Genomic DNA, 18,793 nt, shown 5'->3' on the forward strand with positions numbered 1-18,793 from the left:
CTTGCGGGAGAGGGGACTGCTCGCAGAAGTCGTTAAATTCTGAGCGGTTTTCTCCCTCTCCCTGTGGGAGAGGGCCGGGGTGAGGGCATCTGGCCGCAGTAGAATTACCCCGCCAGCACCAATTCCCAACTCCCTGCACTCAGCGTCTCTCGCCCCGATTTACTCAATTCCGTATCCGTAATCAAGGTATCAAAGCGCTCCAGCGGCAAGGCCAGATGCGTGGCAATCTTGTTGTACTTGGAACTGTCGCTCAACAACACTCGCTTGCTGCTGACATCACTGGCAGCCAGCTTCACCGGCACCTTGTCTTCGTCCGGGGTAAACAATCCGCGCGGGCCCCAGCAAGAGGCGGAGATAAAGGCGATATCAATCGCCAACATCCGCAAACTGCGCGCCGCTGCTTCACCGACGCTGGAGCGGTTTTCACGACATACCGTGCCGCCAGTGTGAATCAGCTTGCAGCCGCTGCTCTCCATCAGCAATCGGGCGATGACAAAATCGTTGGTCACCACCAGTAAGTCATCACGCTCCACCAGCTCTCGCGCCAGTGCTAAGGTGGTGGTGCCTGCATCAAGATAGATAAAGCTATTACGCGGAATATGGCGGGCAGCAAACTGGCCAATCGCCATTTTTTCACTGCTATACATATTGGTTTTCGCCAGATGCGACGGTTCAGCCGCCAGGCGATCGGCTGAACGCACGCCGCCGGAAACCGATAACACCGCACCTTGATCTTCCAGCTTCTGCACATCACGACGAATCGTCATATGCGAAACCCCCAAACGCTCGGTCAGTTCGGCAATACTCACCACGCCGCGTTCAGCGACCAGCGCTAAAATCTGTTGATGACGCTCTACCGGAATCACATCGCTCTCCCTGATTTATCATTTTTTCACATTGTAGAGCATCGATTCACAGCCTGCAGCACATTTATCTTTGCGAAATATCTGCTTTTTTCCTGCTGTAGAGCGCCTCAGCGGTATAGAGTCGGTTTGTGAAACGATGTTATCTCCTGTGCAGGTAAGTTAATTTTTGTGATTTACAGCACGTTTCTCAGCCAGTAACTGCGGCAGAATTAACACCAATGAACAAATTATCACTTAAATTAACAACGGAGGTTTGCTGTGTCAGCAACCGTGAATAACATCGGCGTGATTGGTTTGGGTTCCATGGGCATGGGCGCTGCTCAGTCCTGTATCCGCGCAGGCTTGAACACCTGGGGCGTTGATCTCAACCCTAAAGCGCTTGAAACACTGCGTCAGGCCGGTGCCCGTGACGCGCAGACCTCTGCCGCAGGTTTTGCACAACAGTTAGATGCTGTGCTGCTGCTGGTGGTGAATGCGGCGCAGGTTAAAGCGATTCTGTTCGGCGAAACCGGACTGGCCGCGCAGCTCAAGCCAGGCACGGTGGTGATGGTCTCTTCCACCATCTCTTCACAGGATGCGCAAGCGATTGAACAGCAACTGGCGCAACATCAGTTGCTGATGCTGGATGCGCCGGTATCTGGCGGCGCGGCGAAAGCCGCCGTGGGCGAGATGACGGTGATGGCCTCGGGCAGTGATGAAGCCTTTGCCTTGCTGAAACCGGTGCTGGATGCCGTCGCGGCAAAAGTGTATCGCGTGGGCAGTGAAATTGGCTTGGGTTCAACCGTGAAAATCATCCACCAGCTGTTGGCTGGCGTGCATATTGCAGTCGGTGCTGAAGCGATGGCGCTGGCCGCTCGCGCTGGTATCCCGCTGGATACCATGTACGACGTGGTGACCAATGCTGCAGGTAACTCGTGGATGTTTGAGAACCGCATGCGTCACGTGGTAGACGGTGATTACTCACCGAAATCTGCGGTTGATATCTTCGTAAAAGATCTCAACCTCGTGGCGGATACCGCTAAATCGCTGCACTTCCCGCTGCCACTGGCTTCGACCGCGCTCAACATGTTTACCGAAGCCAGCAATGCCGGTTACGGTCGTGAAGATGACAGCGCCGTGATCAAGATTTTCAGCGGTATCACGCTGCCAGAGTCAAAGGAGAAGTAACCATGCGTTTAGGCGTGATTGCAGACGACTTTACCGGTGCAACGGATATTGCCAGCTTCCTGGTACAGAACGGTCTGCCGACGATTCAGTTCAACGGCGTGCCGGAAAGCCATGATGACCTGAGCGCGCAGGCGATTGTGATCAGCCTGAAGTCACGTTCGTGCCCGCCACAGCAGGCGATTGATCAGTCGCTGGCCGCGCTGGCCTGGTTGCAACAGCAGGGCTGTGACCGTTTCTATTTCAAGTATTGCTCCACCTTTGACAGCACCGAGCACGGCAATATTGGCCCGGTGACCGATGCGTTGCTGGCGGCGCTGGGCGAAACGCAAACGGTGATCTCCCCGTCGCTGCCGGTTAACGGTCGTACGGTGTATCAGGGCTACCTGTTCGTTGCCGATCAACTGCTGTCTGAATCAGGCATGCGCCACCATCCGGTGACACCGATGACCGACAGCAACCTGGTGCGCTTAATGACGCGTCAGGCTAAAGGTCAGGCCGCAGTGATCAACGCGGCGCAGCTGGATAAAGGTGCCGCAGCGGTGCGTGAACAGCTTGCCGTACTGAAAGAGCAGGGCATCAACTATGTGGTGCTGGATGCGCTTAACGAACAGCATCTGCTGACGCAGGGCGAAGCGTTGAAAGAGACCGTGCTGGTGACAGGCGGATCTGGGCTGGCGATTGGTATCGCGCGGGCATGGGCTACGCAGCAGCAGAACAGTGATGCTGAACAAGCAGGGCGTCCACAGGGTGAACGCGCGGTGGTGATTTCCGGTTCGTGCTCGCAGATGACCAACCGCCAGGTGGAAGCTTATCGTCAGCAGGCCCCTTCTCACGAAGTGTTGGTGGAGCGTTGCCTTGATGATGCCGAAGGCTATGCGCAGGAGCTGTGTGATTGGGTCGCCGCTCATCATCAGCAGGCGCTGGCTCCGCTGTTGTTTGCCACCGCAGACGCTCAGCAGTTGCAGGCGATTCAGCAGCAGTATGGCGCAGCGCGCAGCAGTGAAGCGGTGGAGCATCTGTTTGCCGCCGTCACGCGTGAGCTGAAATCACGTGGCTGGCAGCGCTTTATCGTGGCCGGTGGTGAGACCTCTGGTGTGGTCGCGCAAAGCCTTGGTGTCACCGCTTTCCACATCGGCCCGATGATCTCCCCAGGCGTGCCGTGGGTGCGTGACATCCATCAGCCGCTGTCACTGGCGCTGAAATCCGGCAACTTTGGTGACGAACAGTTCTTCGCCCGCGCACAAACGGAGTTTTCCTCATGACTGAACAACAAGCACGCGAAGAGATGGTGCAACTGGGCGCATCCTTCTTCCAGCGCGGTTACGCCACCGGCTCGGCAGGTAACCTGTCGCTGCTGTTAGAAGATGGCAACCTGCTGGCTACGCCGACCGGCTCCTGCCTGGGCGAATTGCAGGCCGATCGCCTGTCAAAAGTCACCATGCAGGGCGAGTGGATCTCGGGTGATAAGCCCTCAAAGGAAGTGGCGTTTCATCGGGCGCTGTATCTGAACAATCCGGCCTGTAAAGCGGTGGTGCACCTGCACAGCCATTATCTGACGGCGCTGTCGTGCCTGAACGATCTGGATAGCGATAACTGCATTCGCCCGTTCACACCCTACGTGGTGATGCGCGTGGGTGATGTGCCGGTAGTGCCGTATTACAAGCCGGGCGACGATCGCCTGGCGGAAGATCTCGCACAGCTCGCGCCACGTTACAACGCCTTCCTGCTGGCCAATCACGGTCCGGTGGTGGTGGGTAAATCGCTGCGTGAAGCGGCCAATAATACTGAAGAGCTGGAAGAGACCGCGCGTCTGATGTTCACGCTCGGCGACCGCTCCATTCGTTATCTTACCGATGACGAAGTGGCGGAATTGAGGAATTACTGATGCCAAAGTTTGCTGCCAATTTATCGACCCAGTTTGGCGAACTGCCATTTATCGAACGCTTTGCCGCCGCGGCCAACGCCGGTTTCCGCGCCGTTGAGTTCCTGTTCCCGTACGACTATCCGGCTGAGGTGATTAAAGCCGAGCTGGAGAAACATCAGCTGGAGTTGGTGCTGTTCAACACCGCGGCCGGTAATGTGCAGGCCGGTGAGTGGGGCGTGTCTGCCATTCCGGGCCGTGAAGCGGAAGCTCGCGCTGATATCGATCGCGCGCTGGAATATGCCATTGCCCTGAATTGCCCGCAAGTGCATGTGATGGCAGCCACAGTGCCAAACGGTGCCGATCAGGCGGCGTACGAAGAGACATTTGTGCGCAACATGCATTACGCCTCAGAGCGCTTTGCGCCGCACGGCATTCGCTTGCTGCTGGAAGCACTGAATCCGGTGACCAAACCGAATTACCTCTATTCCAGCCAGTACCAGACGCTGGCGATGATGGAGCGTATTGACCGTCCAAATGTGTTCACGCAGTTGGATCTGTTCCACGCGCAGCTGGTGGACGGCAATCTCAGCCACCTGATCCGCGAATACGCCGGACGCTATCGCCACATCCAGATCGCCTCTGCGCCGCATCGCCACGAGCCGGATGAGGGCGAGATCAACTATCCGTACCTGTTCAACCTGTTGGATGAGGTCGGTTACGACGGCTGGGTTGGCTGCGAATACTTCCCACGCGGTCGTACCGAAGCGGGACTCGGCTGGTTCGCCCCTTACGCCAAATAACCTTTGTTGTACCGCTCAGCACAGTGCTTTTGCGCCCTGTGTTGAGTGAAGTCTTACCTGAATTTGTAAAACACTAAAAAAACATACCCAAGGCTCCCCTAAATAATTCGAGCTGCAGGACAAAAGCGTCGAAGGACGCTTTTGAACAGCGTTTGCGCTGGCCCGCAGGGTGAGGCCATAGGCCGAATCATGCGGCAAGTGGGCGAATCCCCAAGAGCTTACATAAGTAAGTGACTGGGGTGAATCCACGCAGCCAACGCACCTGCGGCTTGAAGTATGACGGGGAATAGAATTAGAGGTTTATCATGTCTACCGCGTTGCTGCTTGCTATCGCTACGGCCAGCATAGTCATATTGCTGCTGCTGGTGATTAAAGCCAAAGTTCATCCGTTTGTTGCTCTACTGATTGTCAGTCTCATCGTTGCCATCAGCACCGGGATCCCGGCTGACAAAATCATGGAAACCATCTTTAGCGGCATGGGTAACCTGCTGGGGCATATCACCATCATCATCGTGCTGGGGGCGATGCTGGGCGCAGTGATTGAAGCCTCGGGCGGTGCCGAATCGCTGGCGCAGCGCTTCAGTAAGTCGCTCGGTATCAAACGTACCGTTGCAGCACTGACCATGGCGGCCTTTATCCTCGGTATTCCGGTGTTCTTTGAAGTCGGCTTTATCATCGTGATCCCGCTGATCTACGGCTTTACGAAAGTGGCTCGCGTCTCACCGCTGAAGTTTGGTCTGCCAATGGCGGGTGTGATGCTGACGGTGCATGTGGCGTTGCCAACGCATCCGGGTGCTGCCGCCGCCGCCGGTATTCTGCATACCGATATGGGCTGGTTGATGATGTTGGGTATCCTGATCTCCATTCCAGTGGGTGTGGTGGGCTACTACGTCGCCAAAGCCATGAACCTGCGCCAGTATCACCTTTCGGTGGATGTGCTGGAGCAGTTGCAGTTAGCGAAACCGGAAGGTACAGCGAAGAGTGAAGTGCCACCGCCGGGCGCACTGACCATTGCGGGTCTGATTGTGGTGCCGATTGTGTTGATCGTACTGGGCACCCTGGCGCACTCGGTGTTAGCTGAAGGCAGTGTGCTGCGTTCAGTGATGACGGTGATTGGTAATCCGCCGATTGCCCTGTTAATTGCACTGGCATTGGCGGCCTGGCTGCTGGGTATACGTCGTGGCTGGAGCAAAGAGAAGCTGGAAGATCTGACTGGCCGTGCGATTCCAAGTTCTGCCAGCGTGATTCTGGTGGCGGGTGCGGGCGGTGCTTTCGGTAAAGTGCTGGTGGAATCTGGCGTGGGTAAAGCGCTGGCGGTGACGCTGGAAACCTTGCATCTGCCACTGGTGCCGGCGGCGTTTATCCTGTCACTGGCGCTGCGAGCGTCACAGGGCTCTGCCACGGTGGCGATTCTGACCACCAGCGGCCTGTTAAGCCAGGCGGTGGGCGATGTGACCGACATGCAGCGCGTGCTGGTGACATTAGCAGCATGCTTCGGTGGCCTGGGCTTGTCACACGTTAATGATGCCGGTTTCTGGGTGGTGACGCGCTATCTGGGTCTGTCAGTGGCTGATGGCCTTAAGACCTGGACAGTGCTGACCACGCTGATGGGCCTGAGCGGTTTTGCCCTGACGTGGATGGTGTGGGGCTTGATTTAAATAAGCAGCTAAAGGCCCTCACCCTAACCCTCTCCCACATGCGGGAGAGGGGACCGCCCGCAGAAGTTGTTAAATTCTGTGCGGTTTTCTCCCTCTCCCTCTCCCTGTGGGAGAGGGCCGGGGTGAGGGCATCAGACTGCTAATGATTAAGACACCAGTTCCTGCGCATACAAATACAACGCTTTCAGCTGTGCCATCTTCTCCGCGTTATCCTCATGCAAACTCGCTAACGACTCCAGCTCCAGCAAAAACGCCTGCACGCGCTCGGCATTCAGCGCTTCACGGCGGTGCTGTAACCAGCGCTGCTGCTCTTGATCATCCAGGGTGCCAGGAAAGTTGCGCGCGCGGTAACGGAACAGCAGTTTGGCGATGCGTTTATCGTCAAAGGCCAAATCCAGGGCCGGTAAATTCTGGGGTGGCGTCTGGCGCACAATGTTCATATTGGCGCGATCGGCATCGCTGAAGAAGCCGTTATACAGCTGAGCATCAACATCATCGGAAGGCTTAAACGGCTCCGCTTCGGCAAATAGCGTGACCGCTTTCTCACGCACTTCGGCATGTTGACGCAGCAGCGCAAGGTTCGCCAGGCAGCGCTGACGATCGATATTCAGCCGCTCGGCATCTTCAGGGCGCAAGGTATTGGCAGGCGCAAGCACCGGGCACTTATTAATATGCACCAGTTTGATCGGCACGGCTGCCCGGTCACCCAGTTCACTTTGTTTGGTGTAGAGACGCTCACGCAGTTCATCGGCATCGAGTTCAAGTAGCGGCGACATATCTCCCGCCAAATCCACCACGATCAGCGCATTACGATTATCCGGATGCCATGCCACGGGCACCACCCAGCTGGTGTTGCCGCGCGCCGCACCGAACATGCCTGAAACATGCACCAGCGGCTTCATCTGTGGGATATCAATCAGGTTCATCAGTTTCTGTTTATTGCGATGGGTAAACAGAAACTCAAACAGCTTCGGCTGCTTCTCTTTGACCAGTTTGGCCATCGCTAGCGTGGCGTAGACATCGGACATCGCATCGTGCGCTAGCTCATGCGCCACGCCGTTCGCCTTGGTGAGGTGTTCCAGCTTAAAGCTGGGGAAACCGTCATCATTCTCCGGCCAGACAATGCCGTCAGGACGCAGGGCATAGCAGGCACGCATCACATCCAGCAGATCCCAACGTGAGTTGCCGTTTTGCCAGCTCCAGCCGTAGGGATCAAAAAAGTTGCGATAGAAGATGTTGCGCGTCACTTCATCATCAAAGCGCACGTTGTTGTAACCAATCACACAGGTTTGTGGCTCGGTAAACAGCCCGTGAATACGCTCAGCAAAGGCCGCTTCCGTCACGCCGCGCGCTTTGGCGACCTGCGGTGTGATACCGGTGATCATTACCGCTTCCGGTTGTGGCAGGTAGTCATCGGCGGGCTGGCAATAAAACACCTGCGGTTCACCTACCGCATTGAAATCTTTATCGGTACGCAGCCCGGCAAACTGCGCGGGACGGTCCAGTGAGGGACTTTTACCGAAGGTCTCGTAATCATGGAACAAGAAGGTGAACTCAGAGGCGGGCACGGCGGTATCCTGACAGTGGAAAATCAACGCACAGAATAGTCGTGTGCAGGGGCCAGCACAACCTTGTTCGCCATCGCTGCGGAAGGGCGCGCAGCATTTGTCCGCAGTTCATACTTTTTTTCAATTTATTCAAATATCAAAGCGCTAATTGCCGTAAAACGTGCGGCGGTAAATTCATTTTTTTGATTTCGAGGAAGAAGTGTTGAAAAGGCGTCTGTTGGTAACTGTATCTGGAATGATTGTTTGGGCATCGCTGGCACAGGCTGACGACAGCATGCCATTCCCTCTGACGCCTCCGCCGATTGATGCGGCTTCATGGGTGTTAATGGACGCCACAACGGGCCAGATCCTCACGGCGGGCAATCCCGATGAAGAGCGTAATCCGGCGAGCCTCACTAAACTGATGACCGGATACGTGGTCGATCGCGCGGTCGATCAGAAAAAAATCACTCGTGATGATGTGGTCACCGTGGGTAAAGATGCCTGGGCGGCGGGCAATCCGGTGTTCAAAGGCTCTTCACTGATGTTCCTTAAGCCCGGAGATAAAGTCACCGTTCGCGATTTGATGCGCGGCGTGATCATCGATTCCGGCAACGATGCTTGCGTGGCGTTGGCAGATTACGTCGCGGGGAGTCAGGACAGCTTCGTCAATATGATGAACAACTATGTCCAGAAGCTCGGCCTGACGCACACCCATTTTGAAACCGTGCACGGTCTGGATGCGCCGGGTCAGCACACCACCGCGCGTGATTTGGCGGTGCTGTCACGTGCGATCATCAACGGCGAGCAAGATTTCTACGCCATGTACGCAGAGAAAACCCTGAGCTGGAACGGCATTACCCAGAACAACCGTAACGGTTTGTTGTGGGATCAAAACCTTCACGTAGATGGCATGAAAACAGGCCATACTGAAACAGCAGGTTTTAACATCATCGCGTCAAACATTGTCGGCCGTCATCGTCTGATTGCGGTGATCATGGGCGGCAAGAGCTCAAAAGGGCGCGAAGAGCAGGCGCGCAAACTGCTGGTGTGGGGCCAGAACAACTTTGACACCGTGCAGCTGTTCCATGCCGGTAAGAAAATTGGCACCGAGAATGTCTGGTACGGCAACCCACATAAAGTGGATGTCGGCACCACCGAGGATATCTACCTGTCGCTGCCGCGTACTGAAGTCTCCAACGTGATGGCGAAATACGTTATCGAACGTAAAGACCTGGAAGCACCGCTGAAAGCAGGCGAGCAGGTGGGTGAAATTCAGGTGATGGACAAAGATAAACAGCTGGCAAGCTATCCGCTGTACGCATTACAAGCGGTGGACAAAGCGGGCATCATCACGCGCATCAGCGACTACGTGAAACAGAAACTGTAATCCGCAGCGGGTTTCAGAGCCGCTCCTGTCGCCGGAAAGGTTCAGGAGTGGCACACTCTGGCTTTCTGCTGCTGACCGGAGGCAAAAGTATGAAAGCATCAATTGTCGAGCGTAAGCCACAAAGCTGGCTGGGCTACCATCTGCAAGGGCCTTGGCAAGAGACCGTACCACACGGATTCAACCAGTTAAAAAGCTGGGTGGAGCAGCATGGTATGGTCGGTGAATGGCTGGCTATCTATTACGGCAATCCTGAAGTGCTACCCCCTGAAGAGCTGCGCGTCGAAACGGTCATCACGGCCCCTACCGATGCGGTCCCCTCGTATGGCGATGATATTGAGCAGGGGCTGTTGCCCGGCGGCCACTATTTTCATGCCCGCATGGAGGTGGTGAACAACGATTTCTTCACCGCCTGGCACAGTTTATTCGATCACCTAAAGGCGCAGGACGGCTGGCAAGTCGATAACCGTCCATGCTTCGAACACTACCTTTCTGATGGGTCCGACAGCGGCGACTGGCTGGTGGATATGTACATACCCGTGCGTGCAGCCGACTAATATCTCCGGCGCGTTACATCTATGTTTAGATGGAGAAAATTAGATGTAACGCATTTGTTGATTCGTAAAAAAAGAGCGGAAAAAGTGCTGCGCAGCACTCAATGTTCGTGTCGTGCCAGGGTAACATAGCGCGCAAATTTTTATCGCTCCCGGACCATCATGTTACGTGCTGACAAGCCTATATCGCCGATTGAATTCTGGTTCTATCGCCACTACCGTGCCGTGCATGGCGTGCGTATCGCGATTGCCTTTGTGCTCTGTTTTCTGTTTGTTCGACTGACGGATATCCCTGAAGGCACCTGGCCGCTGATTACACTGGTGGTGGTGATGGGGCCGATCTCCACTTGGGGGAATGTCTTCCCGCGCGTCATTCAGCGTATCAGCGGCACCTTTGCCGGTCTGGTATCGGGCCTGATTGCGCTCAAGTTAGAGTTGTTATCGCTGCCGATGATGCTCTCATGGTGCTTTGTGGTGATGATCATCTGCGGCTATCTGACGCTGGGGAAACACCCCTATATGGCGCTGCTGATTGGTATCACACTGGGCGTGGTGGTGGGTGCTCCCGCCGGAGATTTTACCGTGGCACTGTGGCGCGGCGGGGATGTGATTCTGGGTTCGGTGATGGCGTTGCTGTTCAGCGCAATTCTGGCGCAGCGGGCTTTTACCCACTGGCGCATTCAGCTGTCTGATTCGTTTCTGGCGATGGCCAAGCTGCATCACACCGGGTTCTCCGCCAACCTGTTGGAAAAACCGCGTTTAAACAAGCCGTTTCAGAAGCAGTTAACCAGCGTGATCAAGATGCGCTCGCTGCTGGAGCCGGCCAGTAAAGAGACGCGCATTCCAAAATCGGTGTTTGAAGCCATACAGACCATTAACCGTAATATGGTTAACACCATGCAGATGCAAATTGATGCGTGGTGGTCATCGCGTGAGAGTCACTTACTGCTGCTCAATGCCCCGGCACTGCGCCGCAGCCAGAAAATGACGGAAGACACGCTCAACGCGCTGGCGACCTTGATGGTAAAAGGGGAGACGGAGCAGGTGATCGCCAATAGCCATCAACTGGAAGAGATCACCCAAGAGCTGGAGCAGTTGATTGCCAACCGCAGCGGGCGGCTGGAGACCACGGCCATCTATGGCTATGTGTGGCTGAGTCTGGAACAGGCGCGTCAGTTGGAGCGGATGACAGACCTGGTACGACTAGCATTGCGCAAATAGTTTTCTCAGGCAATGACTTAATGTGAATCACCCTTTCTTTGCGCTAAGATAAGTGCCAGTCCGAAATTAGCTGTGAAAATTGCGAACCAGGCTAGCAAGCCGCTAAGCTGTAGCTCATGACTATTCCGCCTGCCGCGGCAGGCTCAAAGAAAGGTGCCAACATGGAAAATGCCAAGCAATCATTTCAGGACGTACTGGAGTTTGTGCGTATGTTTCGTCGTAAAAACAAACTGCAGCGCGAAATCGTGGATAACGAGAAGAAAGTCCGTGATAACCAGAAACGTGTGTTGCTGCTGGACAACCTGAGCGAGTACATCAAACCCGGCATGAGCGTAGAAGCGATTCAGGAAATCATTGCATCTATGCGCGTGGACTATGAAGACCGCGTTGATGAGTACATCATCAAAAACGCGGACTTGTCTAAAGAGCGCCGCGAGCTGTCGAAGAAACTGAAAGCGATGGGCGAACCAAAACCGCAATAAATTTTCAGGGTCGCCGTTTACGGCGACCTTTTTAATTTCCGCGCTAACACCTGCAACTGCTCGGCAATCTCCATCACATCCACACCTGTCTGCATCGGCGACGCTGTCGTCTCACGCAATACCAGTTCGGTCTCCAGCGCTATCGCCTGTTGTGCATCACCATCCAGTTCTGCCAGTAAACGATCGACACTCACGGCCCCTAACTGCTGCAAATCCTGCCGTACCGTGGTGAGCGGCGGCTGATACCAGGCGCTCTCGGCCGTATCGTCGTAGCCGATGATCGACATCTCGGCTGGAATGTTCACCCCATGCTGATGCAGGGCGCGCATCGCCCCCAGCGCCATTTGATCGTTGGCAACCAGCAGCGCTTGCGGTAAGCGATCCGGCAATAGCTGCAACAGTGCCTGATAGCCTGAGGCCGCACTCCAGTCGCCGTAAAGTACACAGCTTGCTTCCAACTGATGTGACGCCAGCGCCTGCTGCCAGGCCTGGAAGCGCGCACGAGCGGACGCTGAGCGGGTAGGGCCGTTCAGCACGCCAATCTGTTGATGGCCGAGTGCAACAAGATGTTCCACCGCCTGCTGCGCCCCTAAATCGCTTTGATACTGGCACTGCGCCACAGCAGCATGCTGTTCGACATCGAGAAACAGCGTGGGTTTGCTGCCGCACTGCTGCTGCACCTGAGCAGCCTGCGCGGCATCCAGCGGTAGGTTAATCAACAGGGCGTCCACGCGCTGGGCCAGCAGTTCATTCACCGTATCCTGGGCGCTTCCCGTTGCGTTCGCCATGGCAATCACCAGATGGTATCCGCGCGCGGCGGCACGTTGCTGAATGGCGGAAGCAATTTGCGCGGGTGCCATCAGCGCCAGATCGCTGGTGGCCAACCCGATGGTGCGGGTTGCTTTGCCCGCCAGCTGTTGCGCCACACGGTTCGGCACATAGTTGAGCTGCTGCATCGCCGCCTCGACCTTGGCGCGCGTGCGCGGCGAGACCTGCACGGAATGGTTAAGCACACGGGAAACGGTCTGATAAGAAACCCCCGCCAGTTGAGCGACATCATCGAGGGTAACGGAACGCGCAGTCATAAACTCTCCTGAATCTGATAGCGGCGAGTGTAGCAAATTTTTCTCTGCTGTCGCGGAGTTAAGCCGCTACACTGCCAAGGTTAACGCGAGGAGAATGCGATGCAGCTCAATGACCAACAGATTCAGGACATCAATACGCTGGCGGCCTGGCTGGCGCTCGACCACATGCCCGTGGACGGTACGCTGGAGGTCGATCTGGCGATTCTTGCCGGTCATGCGGTCCTGCCCAATGTCGAGGGCGTGATTGCGCTGGCGAAAAAGTATCAATTACCGCTGCTGATCAGCGGCGGTATCGGTCACTCCACCACGCTGCTGGCGCAGATGATCGCCAACCATCCGCTTTACCGACAGATCGCTACCCAAGGCAAAAGTGAAGCCGAACTGCTGGGTGAGATGGCGCAGATTTTTGCTGCACTGCCAGACGATCAACTGCTGCTGGAAACCGCCTCACGTAACTGCGGAGAGAATGCAGCCTTCAGCCAAAAATTGCTGGATGAGCAAGACTGGCAGCCGCAGCACGTATTGCTGGTGCAGGACCCCTTGATGCAGCGCCGAACCTGGGAAACGTTCCGCTACCAGTGGCGCGATCGCGCCGACGCACCAGAATTTATTAGCTGGCCGGTGTTTACCCCACAGGTGATGATGGATGCAGGCATGTTGCGCATCATTGGTGCACCACCGCAGGGGTTGTGGTCAATGGAGCGTTTTCTCTCATTACTGATGGGGGAAATTCAACGTCTACGCGATGACGAAAACGGCTACGGTCCGCGCGGCAAAGGATTCCTTGGACACGTCGATATCCCCGAAGAGGTGGAAGCAGGTTGGCAGCGGTTGATGCAGCTGCCGGGTGTGCAAACGCGCCTCTAAGCTCAGGTCACCATAAATGGTGACCCTACAACATTCGTAGGGTGCGCATTTATGCGCACCTGGCTCAACACACTTACGCGCGGTTCTGCAAATACACCTGCAAGTTCACATACACCGCATTCAGCAAAGGCGTTACCACGCCACTGCGTGCGCCGCGCACCAACAGATCGCCAATCACCTGATCCGCCTCAATTTCATAACCTTGCGTCAGATCGCGATACATGGAGGAGGTCATCGCCACCTGTGGGTTATTCAGCGTCTCATAAATCTTCGCCGTCACCGCTGGGCGCGCCTGATAGCCATCAGCGCTGATCACCGACAGCACTTCGGCGAAGATACCCTGTAACAGCGCTTCACCGCCGTGTGAACGCAGCACCTGCTGGGTATTACCGCGCGCAATACAGCACACCGCACCCAGCGTGCTCAGCAGCAGCCACTTCTCCCAAAGCTCGCTGATGATGTTATCGGCAAACACGGTATCGAACTGCGCCACCTTCAGCGTCTCATCAAGGCGTTGCAGGCGCGCATCATTCTGCCCATCGAGTGCGCCATAGTAGAGAATATGCAGCGGCGTCATCTGCACCACCTCGCCCTGATCGCCCAGCGTGGCGTTGATCTTGCACAGCCCACCAATCACCTTGTCGCCAAATCGCGCACGCAGCGTATCGATATGGCGCATGCCATTGAGAATCGGCATGATCAGCGTCTCTGGCCCGACAGACGAGGCGATATCTTCGATCGCCTGCTCCAGACCAAAGCTTTTCACCGTCAGGATAATCAGATCGAACTGACCCTCAAGTTTACCGGTTTGCGCCAGCTGTGGCTGAAGCACTTCCGTGCCACCCGGCGTTTTCAGCACCAGGCCCGTTTGCTGCAGTTGCTGAAAACGGCGCTCGCGCACCAGAAAAGTCACATCACGTCCTGCTTGCGCCAGACGTGCACCGAAATACCCGCCGGTGGCACCGGCGCCGACAACCAGAATGCGCATGGTTAGATTTCCCGTTGAGAGTGAAACCCTTACCATAAATCGACCATGACAAGCATGCCAGCCCGGAAATGCTGAATCTTCCTCAAGTTTCGCCGATGGCTAAAAAAGGCTCAAACTGTTCGTATTTACTCGTACAATAGGTCTATGCTGTTGCGCAGCGGCGGGCAATGGTGCTCGCCCACTTTTTCAGTCGAACAGACTAAGGACGCATCATGCCCCGACCCCTACCTATCGAACGTTATCGCAACATCGGCATCTCCGCGCACATCGATGCCGGTAAAACCACCACCACTGAGCGCATCCTGTTTTACACCGGAATGAGCCATAAGTTAGGTGAAGTGCACGATGGCGCGGCAACCACCGACTGGATGGCACAGGAGCAGGAGCGTGGTATTACCATTACCTCGGCAGCGGTGAGCTGCTTCTGGCCGGGTATGGATGGCAGCTTTACGCCGCACCGCATCAATATCATCGACACCCCCGGCCACGTGGATTTCACCATCGAAGTGGAGCGGTCCATGCGCGTGCTTGACGGTGCCGTGATGGTGTATGACGCCGTCGGTGGCGTGCAGCCACAGTCGGAAACCGTATGGCGTCAGGCCAACAAGTACCACGTGCCGCGCATTGCCTTCGTCAACAAGATGGACCGCCAGGGTGCGGACTTCTTCCGCGTGGTGCAGATGATGAAAGATCGCCTGCATGCCAATCCGGTGCCGATTGTGATTCCGATTGGCGCAGAAGATCACTTCAGCGGTGTGGTGGACCTCAACAAGATGCGCGCTATCTACTGGGATGATGCCAGCCAGGGCATGACCTTCAGCTACGCACCGATTCCAGAGGAGCTGCAGGCGCTGGCGGCCGAATGGCGTGAAAACATGGTGGCGGCAGCGGCGGAAGCCAGTGAAGCCTTAATGGACCGTTATCTGGAGCAGGGCGATCTCAGCGAAGAAGAGGTGATTGCGGGGCTGCGTCAGCGCACGCTGGTGGGTGAAATCCAGCCGATGCTGTGTGGCAGTGCCTTTAAAAACAAAGGCGTGCAGCGCATGCTGGATGCGGTGATTGAGCTGATGCCCTCACCACTCGATGTGCCACCGGTGGCCGGTGTGAATGAGAAGGGTGAGCACGATGAACGTCATGCGGATGATGATGAGCCGTTCTCTGCACTGGCGTTCAAACTGATGAGCGATCCCTACGTGGGCCAGCTCACCTTCGTGCGCGTCTATTCTGGCGTGCTGCGCAAGGGTGACAGCGTATGGAATGCAGTGAAAGGGCGTAAAGAGCGTATCGGCCGTATTGTGCAGATGCAGGCCAACGATCGCATCGAAATTGAAGAGATCCGTGCCGGTGATATTGCTGCCTGTGTGGGATTAAAAGAGGTCACCACCGGTGAAACCCTGTGTGACCCCAATGCGGTGATCACCCTGGAACGCATGGAGTTCCCGGACCCGGTGATTTCATTGTCGATCGAGCCGAAAACCAAGAGCGATCAGGAAAAGATGGGCCTGGCGTTGCAGCGGTTAGCGGCAGAAGATCCGTCGTTCCGCCTGCACACCGATGAGGAGTCAGGCCAGACCATCATCTCGGGTATGGGCGAGTTACATCTGGAGATCATTGTTGACCGCATGAAGCGTGAGTTTGGCGTGGAAGCCAACATTGGTCGCCCGCAGGTCACCTATCGCGAAACCATCCGCAAAACGGTGCGTGATGTGGAAGGCAAGTTTGTGCGTCAATCGGGCGGTAAAGGCCAGTATGGTCACGTGGTGTTGACGCTGGAACCGCAGGCTGCCGGTGCCGGTTTTGCCTTTGAAGATGCCACCAAAGGCGGGGTGGTGCCGCGCGAGTTTATTCCTTCGGTAGAGAAGGGGATTCGTGAAGCGCTGAACAGTGGCGTGCTGGCGGGTTATCCGGTGGTGGATCTTAAAGCCACGCTGACGTTCGGGTCTTACCATGAGGTGGACTCCTCGGAAATGGCGTTTCGTATGGCGGCGATTTTTGGTTTTAAAGCCGCAGCTAAACAGGCCGATCCGGTGATTCTTGAACCGGTGATGCAGGTGGAAGTGGAAACGCCAGAGGAGTATGCCGGTGGCGTGATGGGTGATCTGTCATCGCGTCGCGGTACGCTGCAAGGCATGGACGAGCGCTTTGGTGCGCGTATCATCCGTGCCGAAGTGCCGCTGTCAGAGATGTTTGGCTACGCCACCACGCTGCGATCCATGTCTCAAGGTCGTGCGACCTACAGCATGGAGTTCGCGCATTACGCCGAAGCGCCACGCAATGTGGCCGAGGGGATTATTGCCGCGCGTGCGGTGTGATTTTTTGGGCGGCAGGGATGCCGCCACAAAATATCATTTCAGATATCGATTCGTAGGGTGCGCATTCATGCGCACAGGGTTTTAGGTCGCCATAAATGGCGACCCTACGAGCGTTGAAGCGTAATTTATTTCGTTTGTTTCCTTTAAAGCATTTCATCACATCGATAGCCAATATTGTCGTTTTACATTTATTTATCCGAATTTTAATAATTCAGCGGGAAATATAAATCAAGCCGGTACGCGGCTATTTAAAATAACACCTGCAATCACCAAGGATAATATGAAAGCGAACGCAATCACTCTGGCTCTGGGTTTCTTCTGCCTGCTGGGCAATGCCGTTGCCGCCGATAAACCGGTTAGCGGCGGTAGTCTGACGGTCGGCGTAGAAACTGAACCCACCACCTTCAACCCACAACTTAACGGGCAGGACAAAGCCGAAATCACCCTGCGCAACTTCTGGGAATCGCTGCTGGCCCGCCGTCCAGACGGCAGCTTTGTGCCGTGGCTGGCGGAGAGCTATCAAGCCAGCGAAGATGGCAAAACCTTGCGCTTCAATCTGCGCCGCGATGTGACGTTCTCCAACGGCGAAAAGCTGGATGCCAACGCCGTGGCCGAAAACTTTCGCCAAACTCAGGTGGCGCAGTACTGCGCCGGTACCAGCCTGTGCCTGATGGGATCGCACATCGACAAGATTGAAACGCCCGACGATCACACGGTGGTGATTACACTGAAATCGGTCTATTCACCGTTCCTCTCCTTCGCGGCGGGGCTGCAAATCCTTTCCCCCTCCAGTTGGAAATCATCGCAGCTAAAATCGGGTGGCACGGAGATTGCCGGTACCGGGCCGTTTATCCTGCAAAGTTACGAGAAGGGCCAGCAGGTTACTTTTGTGAAGAACCCGAATTACCACTGGGCACCGGCCACCGCGAAACATCAGGGACCGGCCTATCTCGATCGTGTCACCTATCGTTTCTTGCCGGAATCCTCGGTGCGCACCGGGGCGTTGCTCTCCGGTCAGGTGGATGCGATTGAAGGCATTTCCGGTAACGACGCGGGTGAATTCAAGGACAACCCTGATTTTACCTACCAGCACGCGCTCAATACCGGTACCCCGTACTCACTATTCCTCAACGTCGAATACGGCCCCACACAGGATGTCAAAGTGCGCCAGGCCTTGTTGCAGGGGCTGGAGATCGATCCGCTGCTGAAATCGGTGTATCGCGGCGAGCGTACCCGTGCCTGGGGCATCACGTCACCGATTGACCCGCTGTATAACAATGAGCTGGAAGGGAAGTACGGCAACAACCCTGCTGCCGCTAACAAACTGCTGGATGAAGCGGGTTGGCAAACCCGAGACAGTAAGGGCTATCGCACCAAAAACGGTGAGCGCTTGCGCATTGAGTTGATTCAGGCGCAGGCCACCGTACGCGACCAGCGAGATGTGTTGTTGCAGGCGATTCAGGCACAGGCGCGTCAACGGTTAGGAATCGATCTCAAACTCAACTATGTGGATTCCGGTACCTATGTGGACGTCCGCAAAAGCGGCAAGTTTGGCACCATCGCTAACTCCAACACACCGACCGACGGCGTGGATATTGAAAACCACTACCGCCCCATTGCGCAGGGTGGAGCGATTAATTACAGCCGCGTCAATGATGCCAGTATCAATGGGCTGTTGGATCAAGCCGCCGCGACGCTGGATTTGAAGCAGCGCCGCCAGTATTACAGTGAGTTGCAGCAACGCGCTTTACCGCAGTTGGCGTTGGCGGTTCCACTGTATGAACCGGAAGATCAGCTTGCCACCGCCAGTTACGTGCATGGTTATGGTTTCCGCAGTTATAAGCAGATGCCGGAAAGCGTTTACGATGTGTGGTTGAGTCAACATTAATATCGCCAGGTGCGCATAAAGGTGCAAACCGGGCACATAGGTAACACTTTAGACCGGGCACATGGGTAACAGTTATAAATTGGCATAGCAGAGGAGACTCACTATGC

Annotated in this window: 16 protein-coding genes; 12 read left to right on the forward strand and 4 right to left on the reverse strand. The window is 55.9% G+C overall.

From position 1 onward, the window contains the following. Window positions 1-104: 104 nt before the first annotated feature. On the reverse strand, window positions 105-866 hold the full coding sequence (ygbI, locus tag ACPUC8_RS18835; protein ID WP_494927004.1) for a DNA-binding transcriptional repressor YgbI: 762 nt from the start codon (window positions 864-866) through the stop codon (window positions 105-107). Window positions 867-1,124: 258 nt separating this feature from the next. Here ygbI and ltnD point away from each other — a divergent pair, with 258 nt between their 5' ends. The 5 genes from ltnD (at window position 1,125) to ACPUC8_RS18860 (ending at window position 6,355) form a co-directional block, all read left to right on the forward strand. Next, window positions 1,125-2,033, forward strand: a complete 909-nt coding sequence (ltnD, locus tag ACPUC8_RS18840; RefSeq protein WP_494927005.1) for an L-threonate dehydrogenase — start codon at window positions 1,125-1,127, stop codon at window positions 2,031-2,033. 2 nt (window positions 2,034-2,035) lie between these two features. After that, window positions 2,036-3,295 carry a 3-oxo-tetronate kinase gene (gene otnK / locus ACPUC8_RS18845; protein WP_494927006.1) on the forward strand — a complete coding sequence of 420 codons (1,260 nt, stop codon included), beginning with the start codon at window positions 2,036-2,038 and terminating at the stop codon, window positions 3,293-3,295. After that, a complete protein-coding gene (otnC, locus tag ACPUC8_RS18850) occupies window positions 3,292-3,918 on the forward strand; it encodes a 3-oxo-tetronate 4-phosphate decarboxylase (protein WP_494927007.1) in 627 nt (208 codons plus the stop codon). The genes otnK and otnC overlap by 4 nt, the downstream gene beginning before the upstream one ends. Further along, complete coding sequence (locus ACPUC8_RS18855) at window positions 3,918-4,697, forward strand: HPr family phosphocarrier protein (RefSeq protein WP_058972503.1); 780 nt, start codon at window positions 3,918-3,920, stop codon at window positions 4,695-4,697. The genes otnC and ACPUC8_RS18855 overlap by 1 nt, the downstream gene beginning before the upstream one ends. Window positions 4,698-5,002: 305 nt before the next feature. Further along, a complete protein-coding gene (locus tag ACPUC8_RS18860; protein ID WP_058972502.1) occupies window positions 5,003-6,355 on the forward strand; it encodes a GntP family transporter in 1,353 nt (450 codons plus the stop codon). Window positions 6,356-6,501: 146 nt separating this feature from the next. Here the strand turns inward: ACPUC8_RS18860 and sbcB are convergent, their stop codons facing one another. Beyond that, window positions 6,502-7,923: an exodeoxyribonuclease I gene (gene sbcB, locus ACPUC8_RS18865; protein ID WP_494927008.1), complete on the reverse strand. Its 1,422-nt coding sequence runs from the start codon at window positions 7,921-7,923 to the stop codon at window positions 6,502-6,504. A gap of 202 nt (window positions 7,924-8,125) precedes the next feature. Here sbcB and dacD point away from each other — a divergent pair, with 202 nt between their 5' ends. The 4 genes from dacD to tmaR all read left to right on the forward strand — a co-directional run bounded on the left by dacD (window position 8,126) and on the right by tmaR (window position 11,546). Further along, window positions 8,126-9,292 carry a serine-type D-Ala-D-Ala carboxypeptidase DacD gene (gene dacD, locus ACPUC8_RS18870; protein WP_197063295.1) on the forward strand — a complete coding sequence of 389 codons (1,167 nt, stop codon included), beginning with the start codon at window positions 8,126-8,128 and terminating at the stop codon, window positions 9,290-9,292. Between the two features lie 89 nt (window positions 9,293-9,381). Then, a complete protein-coding gene (locus ACPUC8_RS18875; protein ID WP_494927009.1) occupies window positions 9,382-9,846 on the forward strand; it encodes a GyrI-like domain-containing protein in 465 nt (154 codons plus the stop codon). 159 nt (window positions 9,847-10,005) lie between these two features. Then, window positions 10,006-11,064 (forward strand): FUSC family protein, encoded by a 1,059-nt coding sequence (locus ACPUC8_RS18880; protein ID WP_494927010.1) that lies wholly within the window; start codon window positions 10,006-10,008, stop codon window positions 11,062-11,064. A 161-nt stretch (window positions 11,065-11,225) separates the two neighbouring features. Next, entirely contained in the window at window positions 11,226-11,546 is a 321-nt protein-coding gene (tmaR, locus tag ACPUC8_RS18885) for a PTS system regulator TmaR (RefSeq protein ID WP_034824689.1), read from the forward strand. Window positions 11,547-11,563: 17 nt separating this feature from the next. On the opposite strand, the gene ACPUC8_RS18890 is transcribed toward tmaR, so the two are convergent. Next, complete coding sequence (locus tag ACPUC8_RS18890; protein WP_494927011.1) at window positions 11,564-12,631, reverse strand: LacI family DNA-binding transcriptional regulator; 1,068 nt, start codon at window positions 12,629-12,631, stop codon at window positions 11,564-11,566. A 99-nt stretch (window positions 12,632-12,730) separates the two neighbouring features. Here ACPUC8_RS18890 and ACPUC8_RS18895 point away from each other — a divergent pair, with 99 nt between their 5' ends. Further along, on the forward strand, window positions 12,731-13,498 hold the full coding sequence (locus ACPUC8_RS18895) for a YdcF family protein (RefSeq protein WP_494927012.1): 768 nt from the start codon (window positions 12,731-12,733) through the stop codon (window positions 13,496-13,498). A gap of 73 nt (window positions 13,499-13,571) precedes the next feature. Here ACPUC8_RS18895 and ACPUC8_RS18900 read toward each other — a convergent pair whose 3' ends face one another. Next, window positions 13,572-14,486 carry a ketopantoate reductase family protein gene (locus tag ACPUC8_RS18900; RefSeq protein ID WP_494927013.1) on the reverse strand — a complete coding sequence of 305 codons (915 nt, stop codon included), beginning with the start codon at window positions 14,484-14,486 and terminating at the stop codon, window positions 13,572-13,574. A 212-nt stretch (window positions 14,487-14,698) separates the two neighbouring features. Here ACPUC8_RS18900 and fusA point away from each other — a divergent pair, with 212 nt between their 5' ends. Both fusA and ACPUC8_RS18910 read left to right on the forward strand, forming a co-directional pair. After that, the gene (gene fusA / locus ACPUC8_RS18905; RefSeq protein WP_494927014.1) at window positions 14,699-16,798 is read left to right on the forward strand and encodes an elongation factor G; all 2,100 of its coding nucleotides are present in this window, start codon (window positions 14,699-14,701) and stop codon (window positions 16,796-16,798) included. A 280-nt stretch (window positions 16,799-17,078) separates the two neighbouring features. Beyond that, a complete protein-coding gene (locus ACPUC8_RS18910) occupies window positions 17,079-18,686 on the forward strand; it encodes an ABC transporter substrate-binding protein (RefSeq protein WP_494927015.1) in 1,608 nt (535 codons plus the stop codon). The last annotated feature ends 107 nt before the right edge of the window (window positions 18,687-18,793 follow it).

This window comes from Pantoea sp. CFCC18177, from assembly GCF_059412425.1.